The sequence below is a fragment of the Myxococcus vastator genome (genome assembly GCF_010894475.1).
Lineage (GTDB): Bacteria > Myxococcota > Myxococcia > Myxococcales > Myxococcaceae > Myxococcus > Myxococcus vastator.
The window spans coordinates 1-12,615 of record NZ_JAAIYB010000236.1 but is presented as its reverse complement, the minus strand read 5'-3'; the positions used below and the strand labels follow the sequence as shown (position 1 = coordinate 12,615).

Genomic DNA, 12,615 nt, shown 5'->3' with positions numbered 1-12,615 from the left:
CCCGGGCCCCCGCCCAGCCCGTGCTCCGTCCGCAGGTGCTTCCCGGCTCCTAGAGGTGCGTCATGAAACACCATGCCCAGAAGCTGCTGGTGGTCGCGTTGCTGGTGGGCCTCTGGGAGCTGGTGGCACGGATGGGTGTCTGGTCTCCCCACCTGCTGCCCCGGCCCCTGACGGTGGCGCAGAGCCTGGTGGCCATGGTCGCCGACGGGCGCCTGGTGGGCGCGGCGGGACGCTCCCTGGGGCGGCTCTTGCGCGCCTACCTGATGTCCGTGGCCCTGGGCGTCCCCCTGGGCATGTTGATTTCCCGCGTCCCCTTCTTCCGCAACGCCGTGAAGCCGGTGGTGATGGGGCTCCAGGCCCTGCCGTCCATCTGCTGGCTGCCGCTGGCGCTGCTGTGGTTCGGGCTGACGGACGGCGCCATCCTCTTCGTCGTCGTCATGGGCAGCGTGCTGGGCATCGCCATCGCCACCGAGGACAGCGTCAACGGCGTGGACCCACAGCTCACCCGCGTGGCCAGCACCCTGGGCGTGCGGGGCCTGCGCTTCCAGTTCGGCGTGCTGCTGCCCGCGGCCCTGCCCGGCATCGTCACCGGCCTGAAGCTGGGGTGGAGCTTCGCCTGGCGCGCGCTGCTGGCCGGTGAGCTGCTCTTCGTCTCCGGCGGCCTGGGGCAGTTGCTCACGGTGGGCCGCGAGCTGATGGACGTACCTCAGGTCATGGCCGTCATGGTGGCCATCGTCATCATCGGCACCACGGTGGACCGTGTCCTCTTCCAGACGGTGGAGGTGCGGTTGAGGCGGCGGTGGGGGCTGACGGCGACGACGTGAGGCGCCACGGACGTGCGGCGCCTGACGCCAGGTCCCGGTGGGCGTTGAAATCCCGCCGCCGCGTCACACCTTCAGCGGCCATGCGTGTCTTCCGCACCCTGTTGCCCGTGGTGGTCGCTGGACTGGTGGTGCTCGGCGCGGGCTGCAAGCGCGAGTCCGCCGCGCGCGGACCGGACGCGCCGCTGCGCCTGGGCTTCTTCCCCAACATCACCCACGCCCAGGCGCTGGTGGGCAACGCGGAGGGCGCCTTCGCCTCGCAGCCAGGCGTGGGCCGCCTGGAGGTGATGCAGTTCAACGCGGGCCCCGCCGCCATGGAGGCGCTGGTGGCCGGTTCGCTGGACGTGTCCTACGTGGGCAGCGGTCCGGCCATCAACACGTTCCTCAAGGCCGGGCGCGAGCTGCGCATCATCGCCGGCGCGGTGAACAACGGCGCGGTGCTGGTGGTGCGCACGGTGAAGACGCCCGCGGAGCTCAAGGGCAAGAAGCTGGCGTCACCGCAGCTGGGCAACTCGCAGGACATCGCCCTGCGCTACTGGCTGAAGCAGCAGGGGCTGACGACGCGCCTGGACGGCACCGGGGACGTGCAGCTCTTCCCGCTGAGCAACCCGGACATCCTGGGCCAGTTCCTGCGCGGCGGCATTGAAGGCGCCTGGGTGCCGGAGCCCTGGGGCGCGCGCCTGGTGGCCGAGGGCAAGGGCCGCATCCTGGTGAATGAGAGAGACTTGTGGCCGGGCGGGCGCTTCCCCACCACGGTGCTGGTGACGACGCGCCAGGTGCTGGAGACGCAGCGCCCGCGCGTGGTCGCCCTGCTGCGCGCGCACCTGCGACTCACCGAGCGCTGGCGGGAGGACCCCGCCGGCTTCGCCACCGCGGCCAACTCCGCCTACGGCCGCCTCACGCGCAAGCCCCTGCCCCCCGGCATCCTCCAACAGGCCTTCTCCCGGCTGGAGCCCAGCCTGGACCCGGTGCCGCGGGCGCTCGCCACCGCGGCCGAGCACGCGAAGACGCTGGGCTTCATCACCGACGCCAACATCGACGGGCTGGTGGACCTGAGCCTGCTGGACGCGGCGCGCGCGGACGCCGCGAAGTGATGATGATGGAACACAGCCGGGGTGACGCGGGCCCAAGGCCGGGGGAGGATGCGCGCCCATGAAGATGGAGCGTGTGGAGGAGACGCTGGAGCGCATCCAACTGGAGGCCGAGCGCGCCCCCGGTGGGGTGCTGGCCTTCGACGGCGATGGCACGCTGTGGAGCGGGGACGTGGGAGACGACCTGTTCCTGGCCCTGCTGGAGCACGGCGACATCCGCCCGGAAGCGCGGGCCGCGCTGGAGCGGCTGGCCGCCGCGCATGGCTTCGAGGAGGGCCTGCCCGCGCGCGAGCTGGCACACCAGCTCTTCGCCGCCTTCGAGGCGGGGCGGATTCCGGAGAAGGACATCTACGAGATGGCGGCGTGGCTCTTCGCCGGCTGGCGCGTGGACGCGGTGCGCGCCTTCGCGAAGGACGTGGTGGCCCGGCGCGAGGTGAAGCAGCGCATCCACCCGGAGAGCCGCCGCGTCGTCGAGTGGGCCCACGGCCAGGGCATCCCCTGCTACGTGGTCAGCGCCTCGCCGCTCGCCGTCGTGGAGGCGGCCGTGCATGAAGTGGGGCTGGGCCCCTTGAAGGTGCTGGCCTGCACGCCGCGCACGGAGGACGGGACGGTGCTGGCCGGCATCGTCGAGCCCATTCCCTACGCGGCCGGCAAGGTGCTCTGCCTGCGCTCGCGCACGTCCCAGCCGCTCTATGCGGCCTTCGGAGACAACGTGTTCGACCTGGAGCTGCTGGCGGCCTCGCGGGTGCCGGTGGCCATCCGGCCCAAGCCGCGCCTGCGGGCGAGGGCAGCCGAGCTGCCCTCGCTCGTCCAGCTCCACCCGGAGGACTGAAGCAGCGTCAGTCCTTCGGCTGCACCTCGCCGGCGAGCGCCAGCGCCACGTTCTCCGTGGTGTTCTCCACCTGGTAGACGGCCACCACGCGCTGGCCGGCTTGCGGCTGCTTGCGGATGCGCAGCGCGCTCAGGTCCAGGGGCACCACGGCGCCGGGCTCCGTCTCCAGGTAGAGCATCTGCCCGTTGAGCTTCAGCACCTTGCCGGACAAGCGCTTCATCTCGTCCTGGTCCGGCGTCACCTCGCGGATGGGCACGCCCACGCCGCTGGCCTGGGGCCCGACATCGAGGAGCCGCTGGCTGCCGCTGCCGGAGCGGTCGATGGACATCGTCGCGCCGAAGTTGGTGAAGCTCCGGTCGAGCCCCTCCTGGCCGCCAGGTTCATTGCCACCGCCAGAGATCCCATCCGCGGGGCTGACGGGTTCATGGGCCAGCGCGGCCAGCGGTACCATCAGCGCCGCCACGGTGGCGACTCGCCAGTTCCCAGCATGCATTCGTTTCATGGGTCCTCCTCCTGGAGGGGCCGTGAGCCCCCCGTTGCCGACAAGCTAGGACCTGACTCGAGGCCGCAGCCCTGAGAGCGGGCCGTTCCATCGCACCCAGGGCCGTGCGCCATGCGGCGCTCCGGGCCCACGGCGGGGTCCTTCGCGGTGGCTAAAACGGGGAGCGGACTGTTGACTCCAGACAGGCGGACACCCCAACCGCGCGGGAAAGGGCTAGGGTGCGCCATCCTGCCAGGACCCTTTTCCCGCCGCCCGCGTGGCGGCAACACGCAGAGGCTGCACGTGAACGGTCGCAACGAAGAGCATCGCATCGCCCTCTTCATCGATTTCGAGAACCTCGTCACCAACACGGGCATCAGCTCCGCGAGCTTCGACCTGCAGCCCTCGCTCGACCGGCTGCTGGAGAAGGGCAAGGTCGTCTACCGACGTGCCTACTGCGACTGGTCCCGCTTCGCCGAGGCGAAAATCCGCCTGCACGAGTTCGGCGTGGAGCTGCTCGACGTGCCGCCCTCCACGCGCGCCGGGAAGAACGGCGCGGACATGCGCCTGGTCATCGACGCGCTGGAGCTGTGCTACGCGCGCGAGAGCATCGACACCTTCGTCATCGGCTCCGGGGACAGCGACTTCTGCCCGCTGGCCTACAAGCTGCGTGAGAACGGGCGCACCGTCATCGGGCTCGCGGTGAAGGAGTCCACGTCGCCGCTCTTCGTGAAGGCCTGCGACGAGTTCATCTACCTGCGCCCGCGCCAGTCACGCTCCGACAAGGGGGACAAGGAGAAGGGCCGGCAGAGCGTGTCCGCCGAGGAGTCGGGCCACGGCAAGCGCGGCCGTCACGGGCGTGACGAGAAGGGCCGGGGCGACAAGGAGAAGACGCCGCAGGGTGGCGGCAAGTCCCAGCCGAAGACGGAGGTGCCGGACATCGCCCGCGAGGTGGTGCAGAGCATGCTGGCGCGCGCCACCGGGCCGGTGAACCCGTCCCTCATCAAGGAGGCCATCGTCCGCAAGGAGCCCGACTTCGACGAGCGCGAGCACGGCTTCTCCACCTTCGCCCGGCTGCTGGCCGCGCTGGAGCAGCAAGGGCTGCTGCGCCGCATCCAGCAGGGCCGCCAGTGGTACGTGGTGGCGGCGGACTTCGACGTCGGCAGCGGCGACACCAAGAGCAAGAAGCGCGGCCCCGCGCACGCCGCCGAGGAAGACGACGAGTTGGAGTCCTACCCGGACCCGGACGAAGACGAGGGCTGAGCCCCCGTCCCCGCGACTACGCCCCCGCTGGGGGCGTGGTGGCCTCGAAGAGGTGCTCGAGGAACTCGGGCAGCAGGCTGGCGGAGATGACCCACAGCTTGCCTTCGCCCAGGTCCGCCAGCGACGCGCGCTCCACGTACTCCACGCAGGCCGCTTCCACGTAGTGGATGAACACCTTGCGCTCGCGCGCGCGGTACCAGTCCGCCGCGTGGGCCAGCAGCGCCACCATGGCGTCCTGGGCCTCCTTCGTCGCGTCGTCCACCAGCGGCACCAGCCGCACGCCGTCCAGCACGTTGAAGAGGTTGAGGCCCGGCTGCGCCGTCTCCAGCACCGCCAGGACGACGGGGCGGCCCTCATGCCGCGCCACCACCAGCTCGCGCTCGCGGCCCAGGCCCGCCTCGCCCCAGCGCTCCTTGGCGCGCTTGAGGTCGAAGCGCTCCGGCACCAGGTCCAGCGCCTCGCGGTAGGCCAGCGGGCGCGTGCGCTCCACCTGCTCGAAGAAGGCGGCGCGCTCGGCCTCGGTGGGCGTGCCCACCTCGATGCCCGCGGGGATTTCCCAGGCCCCGTCCACCTCCGCCTCCATCAACTGGAAGGGCACCAGGCACGTCTGGCCCGTGTGCTCGTACCAGGTGGCGAAGTCGAACTTGGTGAAGCGCACCCAGCGCACGCGCGCCTCGCAGAAGGCGAAGAACCACTTCACCTCCGGGTCCACCTGCGTGGGCTCGTAGCCGCGCAGGTAGATGTCGCGCAGCGCCTCGCGCGCCGACGTGCGGCTGCCCTTCACCGGCTGACGCGCCAGCTGGTGCGCCATCCAGCTGCCTTCGTACGGCTTCACCACCGACAGCGTGGCGCCCACGGACTGGCCCTCCGGGTGCACCACCCGGTAGCCCAGCCGCGTCCGGCCCTCCAGCCGCGCCAGCGTGGCGTCGAAGCGGGGGTGCGCGTCCTCGAAGTCCTCCGGAGACTTGCCCGGCAGCCGGAAGTAGCCCGAGCCGTCGAAGAGCTTCCAGGTGGCATCACCCCAGTCACCCTCCACCTGGGTGGCCGGGTGCATCTGCGCCTCCACCAGCGCGCGCCAGGCCTGCGCGCCCGCCGCGTCCAGGGGGCGCACGGACATGCCACACCGGCGGCCCGCGGCGGTGCTGGAGATGTTGCGCACCTCGGCGCGCAGCCGCACTGGCGCCATTCCTTCCGTCACGACCTCCAGCACCGGCTGACGCAGGCCCGGGTACAGCAGGTCCTCGCCGGGCTCCGTCAGGAAGGCGAGGCCCTCATAGGACAGGTCCAACACCTGACGCCGCACGTGCACCTGCGGCCACAGGGGATGGTCGAAGGACAGCATGCAGGCACGGCTCGGCGGCGCGCGCCGCAGCCAGCGGTGGCGGTAGCGCACGAGCTCCCGGGGCAGCGGCATCAGCACCAGGCCGGCTTCCTCGCGCGCCTCGCTCACCTCCAGGTGCACCACGCTGCTGTAGCCGAAGGCCTCCAGGGTGAAGGGCCACGCGGGGATTTCACCCTCGAAGCGCCAGCCCATGCGGCCTTCATGCGAGTCGAAGTACGCGGCCGTCACCGGCACCTTGCGCCCATCCGCGGCCCGCGCCATGCCGCGCGCCCGCCGGCCCACCAGCGCGTCGCAGATGCGCCGCACGCGGTCGGGGTGCTCGATGCGCTCCTTCCACACCGGCCGCGTCTCCGGCGGGAGCAGCAGGCCGTTGTCACGCAGGGCCTCCAGCACGGAGACGATGCGGCGGCCCGCGTCCAGGGGCGGCGCCAGGAAGCGCAGGCTCACCTCCGGCGCGCCGCGCACGTCCATGACCTCCACGTCCAGCGCGGTGGCCCAGCGCTCGCCATGGCCCAGCACCACGGAGGCGGTGTCACCCGGCTTCGGCGCCGCCTGCGTGCCCAGGTTCAGCGTCAGGTGCTCCAACGACAGCTGCACCAGCCGGCACGGCGCCTGGAGGTTTCCGAACGACGCCACCGCCGTCAGCTCCGTCCCCATCCGGTAACCGAGCATCGACGCCCGGCCGCTCAACCCTTCCAGCGTGTCCGCCTGCATGACAGCTCCGTTGTCTGAAGGAGATCGATTGTACGGCTTCACAGGTGCGAGACTTGAGAATTCTCATCCGAAGCGTGAGCACGAACGAGCCATGCGTAAGCTGCTCTCCAGGACAGGTCTGGATGTCTGATTTTTCAAGTGTCGCGCGGAGCGCCGTTTCACTCTGAGCAGGATGTGCGCTCGCCTCCCATCGGGTCCACACACACCCAGGCTTTGTGGGTGAGACGATGTGGCATGGATGCCCAAGGAGCGAGGGCTCGCACGCCCGCTCGCTGAGATGGAACCGGCATCGTCAACGGGTTAGGGGGAGGACCATGCCGCTCAACACCCTCTGCCTTCGTTGCGGCATGTGCTGTGACGGGACGCTCTTCACACACGTGTCACTCCAGCCGGAGGAAGCCCTGGCGCTCCAGCGGCGGGGGCTGCCGGTGGGCTCACGCACGGATGGAAGTCCGGCCTTGATGCAGCACTGCTCGGCCCTGGATGGGCGCACGTGCACCATCTACGCGGACCGTCCGGCGAGCTGCAGGCGGTATCACTGTCAGTTGTTCTCCGCGCTGGCGGAGCAGGAAGTCTCGTTGGACGAAGCGCTCGCGGTGGTGGACGAGGCCCATGCGCGAGTGGCCGCCGTGGCGCGCACGCTGGCGCCTGCTTCGGAGGAGGCGCCGCGCTCGGTGCTGCAGCGGGCCCGGCGCGCGAACCTGCCCGAGCACGGAGGCCCGCTGTCCGCGACGGACCTGGCCACCTACGAGCATGCGGAGGCCTATCTGGATACACACTTCCGGGGGCGCTTCGGACGGCGGGGTTGAGCGCGGCGACGCGGTGAATCCCAGCCGCCTCGCACACCGGTGTGGCTACGATGCGCGCGCGAGAATCCGGGCCGTGCTTCCACGGCGCCGCGTGACACCGAGGACCTCGATGAAGACGAACGCGTCCGTGCTGGCGGTGATGACGTGCTCCCTGCTGACGGCGCCGCTGGCCATCGCGGATGACACGGCCCCCGTGAAGTCCGCGTCGGTGGATTTGAATGGAGACGGCACGCCCGAAGCGGTGTCCCTCCAGTTCGACGCGCCGAAGAACGAGTTCGTCCTCAAGGCGGGCAGCGCCACAATCCGAGGCCCCGGTGACGACAATGAACCCGCGGGCGTGTTCATCGTGGACCTGGACAGCCGGGACAAGCGCAAGGAGCTCATGGTGCGCACCGGGCAGACGGACTACGACCAGCGCTCGTACCTCTACGGCTTCGACGGCAAGGCGCTGAAGCTGCTGGGCACCGTGCCCGCGCTCACCGAGGCCAAGGGCAACGGCATCATCCTGTCCGACTCATGGCAGGGCTTCTGGAACCGGCGCGACAAGTACGTGTTGGACGCGAAGACGGGCAAGGTGTCCGAGGTGCCGCAAGATTTGTACGCCGTGGGCGTCGAGGCCACGGTGAAGCAGTCGTTCCCGCTGACGCGCAGCCGCACGGACAAGAACGCCGTGGCCATGCTGGCCCAGGGCTCGAGGATTCAGGTCCTCGCCGCCGCGCGCTCGGGCCGCAAGGGTGAGGGCTACCTCTACCTGGTGAAGTCCTCCACGGGGCTGCTCGGGTGGGCCACCGCGAAGGATTTGACGGAGAAGACGGACGGCCTGCCACTCGCGGGTTGAGGGCAGGCGCTACCGCTGGACGGCGAGAATGCGCCAGCCCCGCACGTCCACGGCGTAGGTGGCTGCTTCAGTCGCGGTGGCGCCTTCGCTGCGACATGCGCCTTCCTTCACCAGGAATCGGACGAGCACGACTTCATCGTTCAGTGGAGCCGCCTCGACATCGTAGGAGTCGCGGCGATGGAGGCACACGTCATCCGGCGTAGCGCCCCGAGGCGGCTTCACATCCCGAGGAAGCATGTCGTCCATCGCGAGTTCGATGGCAGCGGCCAGGTTCGCCGGCACCTGCACGCGGCCTTCCGATGGGAGCCACAATGGGTAAGGCAGCTTCGCCGCCTCTTCCTTGGAGGCATGCTCCGGGCGAAAGGGCCGCTGGAAGAGAGCACAACCGGGGAGCATCACCACCGTCAGCAACAGGGCTCGACACTTCATGACCCGCTCCTAGTCGCCCACATCCGTGACGATGCCGAGTGGCTTGTGCTCCGGCTTGATGATGCCAATGAGTTCCCAGGTCCTTCCCTTACGAAGATAGACCTCACCGGGCTGAGGCTCATTCGCATGGGGAACCAGCTTCATCACATGACAGTCCGTGTCGAACTGGATTCGGATGAGCCATCGCTGGTTCTTCTCCCACCTGTCTTCCGGTGTCAGTGGCGACGGTGCCCAGGGATGGCTGTGGTAGTCCGCGATGCCGACTGCACGGCCACGCTCATCCCGTACATAGCGGGGTGACGTACACGACTTGCGCTTGTTGGGACCGATTCGCTGCATCTCACCGATGGGAGAGGGATAGCTCGCGTAGAAGACGCCGTCCCCGAGCGAGTAGAGGACGCCGCAGTACTCCTGGCCGTATTCCTTCTCTCGCGCTCCATCCATCTCCATGATGATGGGACAGAGCTGGTCGATGACGTCATCCACGTTCCTGGAGGGTTGGATGGCGGGCCATGGGCCTCGAACCCAGACCTGACCACCATCAGGCCCGAAGTAGACGTCCCTTCCAGCGTACCGATAGCCCGCCCCGCTGCAGGCCGTCAGCAACAGGGCAACCCTGGCCCAACGAAGGCTCATCCTGGCGTCCCTCCCACACCCGCGCCGGCTACCTGGCCAGCGCCAGCTCGATGCGTCCGAGCTGCTCGTCGGTGGACGTCACCTTCACCGTCACCGGCATGCCCACGGTGAAGGTCCGCTCCTTGCCCACCAGGGACAGCTCGCGCGCGTCCGGCCGGAAGGGGCCGCCGGACAGTGCATCCGTGGGCACCACGCCTTCCACCAACATGCCGTCCAGTTGCGCCACCAGGCCGAAGGGCCGCACCCGCGTCACACGCGCTGGGAACTGCTTCCCCACGTGCCCCGCCATCCACCGCGCCTCCAACTCACGGTGCCGGTCGTTCTCCGCCCGCGTCGACGCGCGCGCCTTCGCGTTGATGTGCACCGCGAGCGCCTCCATTCCCGGGTCCTCGTCCACGAAGTCCCGGCGCCCCTGCAGGTACCCCTTCAACGTCCGGTGCACCGCCAGGTCCGCATACCTTCGAATCGGTGACGTGAAGTGCAAATACAGCGGCGCCGCCAGGCCGAAGTGCGGCCCCGGCTTCACCGTGTAGCGCGACGGGCCCAGGGAGCGCCTCAGCACCGAACGCAACGCCGGCTCCGCCACCGCGCCCGCAATCTGCCGGTCGAACGCCGCCAGCGCGAGCGGCGTCAGCTCCCGCCCGAAGCCCGCCGCGAAGCCGGACGTCTCCGCGAAGGCATTCAGGTCCGCCACCCGCAGCGGGTCCGGCTGCTCGTGCACGCGGTACACCCCCGGCAGGCCGCGCGCCAGCATCCACCCGGCGATGGCCTCGTTCGCCGCCACCATGAAGCGCTCAATCATCGCGTGCGCGGACGTCGGCTTCTCACTCACCAGCCCGGACAGCTCGCCCGTCGCCTGGTCGAACGTGAAGCGCGCCTCGTCCCGCGCGAACTCCATGCCGCCTCGCGCCGCCCGCGCCACCGCCAGCCGCGCCGCCGCCAGCCGGAACCACGGCATCACCTCCCGCACCGGCTCCATGGGCGCCGACACCTCACCCCGGTCCAGGAAGGCGGCCACCTCGTCGTAGTTCAGCCGCGCCCACGAGCGGATGACGCTCTCGTACACGTCCGCCGCCGTCACCCGGCCCTGCGGGTCGATGCGCAGCTCCACCGTGAGGCACAGCCGCTCCTCGCCCTGCACCAGGCTCAGCCAGTGCGAGGACAGCGCCTCCGGCAACATCGGCAGCACGCGCCCCGCCAGGTACACGCTGGTGGCCCGCTCGCGCGCCTCGGCGTCCAGCGCCGTGCCCTGCTTCACGTACTCACCCACGTCCGCGATGGACACCAGGAGCCGCAGCGCCCCGTCCGGCCCCGCCGGCAGCACCGAAATCGCGTCGTCGATGTCCCGCGTGGACGGCGCATCCACCGTCACCGTGGGCACGTCCCGCAAGTCCCGCCGCGCGCCCACCGCGTGCGGCACCGCGCGCGCGCCCCGCGCTTCCTCCACGGCCTCCTCGGAGAAGTCCTTGCGCAGCCCGTGCCGGGCGATGACGCGCTCCAGGGAGCGGTCCTCCCCCGCTTCCACCCGGTAGAGCAGCACCACCTTGCCCTCGTCGATGCGCGCCACCACCGCGTCACCGGCCTGCACCTGCGCACCCGCGGGGTCCAGCACCCAGTCCGCGTTGGCCACCTCGCGGTCCACCCGGAGCAGGGGCGCGCCCTTGCGCAGCACCACCTCTCCGTAGACCTGCGTGCGGGGCCGCTCCACCAACGACAGCTGGCTGGCCGACCAGCGCCCATCCGCGCCCGCCGTCACCGTGGCCGTGACGACGTCCCCAGCGAAGTACGGGTTGAGGTCGGGCGGCGGGACGAAGGCCGACAACACCTCGGGCGAGCCGGGCGTCTGGACGGTGAGGAAGCCGAAGCCTCGAGGGTGGACGTCGAGACGGCCGGTGACGGAGCGGGGCGAAACAGAAGTATCCATGGAACCTTGAGCGCGTGTTTAACCCACTCCCATCCTGGGAAAGCAGGGCTCGCGCGGGAAAGTGTCGGCCCCCGGGACACGGCCCATGGAGGGCCTGCGTCTCACCGGGAGCGCCATCGCCAGGAAGTGGCGAACTGCCGGACGTGGACGCAGCCGGCCTCGCGTCCCTGACACCCTGGCCGGGCGCGCCCACGATTCCCCACCTGAATCCGGCTTCAATTCCGTCCTACCCGGGAAGTCGCCAGGTCCGGTAACAAACCCGTGGGGGACGGGGCTTTCGCGTCCATCCGGCTCACGGTGTACATTCGACGCCATTCGATGAGTGGGAACACGCTGCCGCTCGCGCCGGAAGCGCGCTCGCTGGGCAAGTACGAGGTGCTCTGCCGCCTGTCGACGGGCGGGATGGCGGAGATTTTCCTCGCGTCCCAGCGTGGCCTGGCGGGTTTCCACAAGCTGGTGGTGCTGAAGCAGATTCTCCCCGACATCCGCGGCGAGGAGGAGTTCGTCCGGATGTTCCTGGACGAGGCCAAGGTGACGGCCGCGTTCAACCACCCGCACATCGCCCAGGTGTACGACCTGGACATCGCGGACGGAGAGCTCTTCCTCTCCATGGAGTTCGTCCCGGGCGCCACGCTGGTGGAGGTGGCTCGCGCGTGCCGGCAGGCCAACACCCCCATCCCCATGGGCTACAGCCTGATGGCGGTGCGGGACACCGCCGTGGCGCTGCACTACGCGCACACCTTCACGGATCCGCTGGGCCGCCCCTCCCCCGTCATCCACCGGGACGTGGCGGAGAAGAACATCATGGTGACGTACGAGGGCGTCACCAAGCTGCTCGACTTCGGCATCGCCAAGAGCATGGCCCGCGCCAGCCGCACCGCCGTGGGCATGGTGAAGGGCACCAGCGGCTACATGTCGCCCGAGCAGATATTGGGCGAGCCGCTGGATGCGCGCAGTGACTTGTTCAGCCTCGGCGTGGTGCTGCACGAGTGTCTCACCGGCATGCGGCTGTTCTACGCCAAGCAGGCCGAGGCGATGATGAACGCCGTGCTGCGCTGCGAGGTGACGCCGCCCTCGCGCACCAACAAGCACGTGCCGCCAGAGCTGGACGCCATCGTCATGCGCGCGCTGTCCAGGCGCCGCGAGGACCGGTACGCCTCCACGCTGGAGTTCGCCCGCGCCATCGAGCGCGCCGTGGGTCCGCTCATCTGGCACCCCGAGCAGAGCAGCGAGCTGATGCTGCGCCTCTTCTCCGACCGGCGCGACCAGACGCGGCAGCTCCTGATGAGCGGGCAGAACGACACGGGGGACACCACCGGCGTGGTGAACCTGGCCAAGGTGATGGCCATGGGGGCCGAGCCCTCCGAGCTGCCCACCGGCGGCGTCACCTTGCCGCCGTCACCTCGGGCTCCGGGAGCGCCTCGCGGCGCCGCGC

Annotated in this window: 12 protein-coding genes; 7 read left to right on the top strand and 5 right to left on the bottom strand. The window is 70.1% G+C overall.

What is annotated here, in order from left to right:
• Positions 1-62 precede the first annotated feature (62 nt).
• The 3 genes from G4D87_RS22325 to G4D87_RS22315 all read left to right on the top strand — a co-directional run bounded on the left by G4D87_RS22325 (position 63) and on the right by G4D87_RS22315 (position 2,744).
• Entirely contained in the window at positions 63-824 is a 762-nt protein-coding gene (locus G4D87_RS22325) for an ABC transporter permease (protein WP_163784161.1), read from the top strand.
• A gap of 80 nt (positions 825-904) precedes the next feature.
• Complete coding sequence (locus tag G4D87_RS22320; protein ID WP_163784158.1) at positions 905-1,915, top strand: ABC transporter substrate-binding protein; 1,011 nt, start codon at positions 905-907, stop codon at positions 1,913-1,915.
• 58 nt (positions 1,916-1,973) lie between these two features.
• On the top strand, positions 1,974-2,744 hold the full coding sequence (locus G4D87_RS22315; protein ID WP_163784156.1) for an HAD family hydrolase: 771 nt from the start codon (positions 1,974-1,976) through the stop codon (positions 2,742-2,744).
• A 7-nt stretch (positions 2,745-2,751) separates the two neighbouring features.
• Here G4D87_RS22315 and G4D87_RS22310 read toward each other — a convergent pair whose 3' ends face one another.
• The gene (locus G4D87_RS22310) at positions 2,752-3,246 is read right to left on the bottom strand and encodes a hypothetical protein (protein WP_163784154.1); all 495 of its coding nucleotides are present in this window, start codon (positions 3,244-3,246) and stop codon (positions 2,752-2,754) included.
• Between the two features lie 282 nt (positions 3,247-3,528).
• On the opposite strand from G4D87_RS22310, the gene G4D87_RS22305 reads away from it, so the two are divergent.
• Positions 3,529-4,488: an NYN domain-containing protein gene (locus tag G4D87_RS22305; RefSeq protein WP_163784152.1), complete on the top strand. Its 960-nt coding sequence runs from the start codon at positions 3,529-3,531 to the stop codon at positions 4,486-4,488.
• Between the two features lie 16 nt (positions 4,489-4,504).
• Here G4D87_RS22305 and G4D87_RS22300 read toward each other — a convergent pair whose 3' ends face one another.
• Complete coding sequence (locus G4D87_RS22300; RefSeq protein ID WP_205507682.1) at positions 4,505-6,544, bottom strand: PilZ domain-containing protein; 2,040 nt, start codon at positions 6,542-6,544, stop codon at positions 4,505-4,507.
• 314 nt (positions 6,545-6,858) lie between these two features.
• Here G4D87_RS22300 and G4D87_RS22295 point away from each other — a divergent pair, with 314 nt between their 5' ends.
• Positions 6,859-7,353, top strand: a complete 495-nt coding sequence (locus tag G4D87_RS22295) for a YkgJ family cysteine cluster protein (protein ID WP_163784148.1) — start codon at positions 6,859-6,861, stop codon at positions 7,351-7,353.
• 109 nt (positions 7,354-7,462) lie between these two features.
• Positions 7,463-8,191, top strand: a complete 729-nt coding sequence (locus G4D87_RS22290; RefSeq protein WP_240358496.1) for a hypothetical protein — start codon at positions 7,463-7,465, stop codon at positions 8,189-8,191.
• A 9-nt stretch (positions 8,192-8,200) separates the two neighbouring features.
• Here the strand turns inward: G4D87_RS22290 and G4D87_RS22285 are convergent, their stop codons facing one another.
• Genes G4D87_RS22285 through G4D87_RS22275 form a run of 3 tightly spaced genes read right to left on the bottom strand, consistent with a single transcriptional unit; the run spans position 8,201 to position 11,180 of the window.
• Positions 8,201-8,620, bottom strand: coding sequence for a hypothetical protein (locus tag G4D87_RS22285; RefSeq protein WP_163784144.1), 420 nt, complete (start codon positions 8,618-8,620; stop codon positions 8,201-8,203).
• 9 nt (positions 8,621-8,629) lie between these two features.
• A complete protein-coding gene (locus tag G4D87_RS22280; RefSeq protein ID WP_163784142.1) occupies positions 8,630-9,256 on the bottom strand; it encodes a hypothetical protein in 627 nt (208 codons plus the stop codon).
• A 28-nt stretch (positions 9,257-9,284) separates the two neighbouring features.
• A complete protein-coding gene (locus tag G4D87_RS22275; RefSeq protein ID WP_163784140.1) occupies positions 9,285-11,180 on the bottom strand; it encodes a ribonuclease R family protein in 1,896 nt (631 codons plus the stop codon).
• 318 nt (positions 11,181-11,498) lie between these two features.
• Here G4D87_RS22275 and G4D87_RS22270 point away from each other — a divergent pair.
• The coding region (locus G4D87_RS22270; RefSeq protein WP_205507681.1) for a serine/threonine protein kinase at positions 11,499-12,615 on the top strand (1,117 nt) is incomplete at its 3' end.

Bases quoted from the DNA above. Each gene is read 5' to 3' on its own strand.
- G4D87_RS22325 (WP_163784161.1), top strand. From the start codon at position 63: ATGAAACACCATGCCCAGAAGCTGCTGGTGGTCGCGTTGCTGGTGGGC.
- G4D87_RS22320 (WP_163784158.1), top strand. From the start codon at position 905: ATGCGTGTCTTCCGCACCCTGTTGCCCGTGGTGGTCGCTGGACTGGTG.
- G4D87_RS22315 (WP_163784156.1), top strand. From the start codon at position 1,974: ATGAAGATGGAGCGTGTGGAGGAGACGCTGGAGCGCATCCAACTGGAG.
- G4D87_RS22310 (WP_163784154.1), bottom strand. From the start codon at position 3,246: ATGAAACGAATGCATGCTGGGAACTGGCGAGTCGCCACCGTGGCGGCG.
- G4D87_RS22300 (WP_205507682.1), bottom strand. From the start codon at position 6,544: ATGCAGGCGGACACGCTGGAAGGGTTGAGCGGCCGGGCGTCGATGCTC.
- G4D87_RS22295 (WP_163784148.1), top strand. From the start codon at position 6,859: ATGCCGCTCAACACCCTCTGCCTTCGTTGCGGCATGTGCTGTGACGGG.
- G4D87_RS22290 (WP_240358496.1), top strand. From the start codon at position 7,463: ATGAAGACGAACGCGTCCGTGCTGGCGGTGATGACGTGCTCCCTGCTG.
- G4D87_RS22285 (WP_163784144.1), bottom strand. From the start codon at position 8,620: ATGAAGTGTCGAGCCCTGTTGCTGACGGTGGTGATGCTCCCCGGTTGT.
- G4D87_RS22280 (WP_163784142.1), bottom strand. From the start codon at position 9,256: ATGAGCCTTCGTTGGGCCAGGGTTGCCCTGTTGCTGACGGCCTGCAGC.
- G4D87_RS22275 (WP_163784140.1), bottom strand. From the start codon at position 11,180: ATGGATACTTCTGTTTCGCCCCGCTCCGTCACCGGCCGTCTCGACGTC.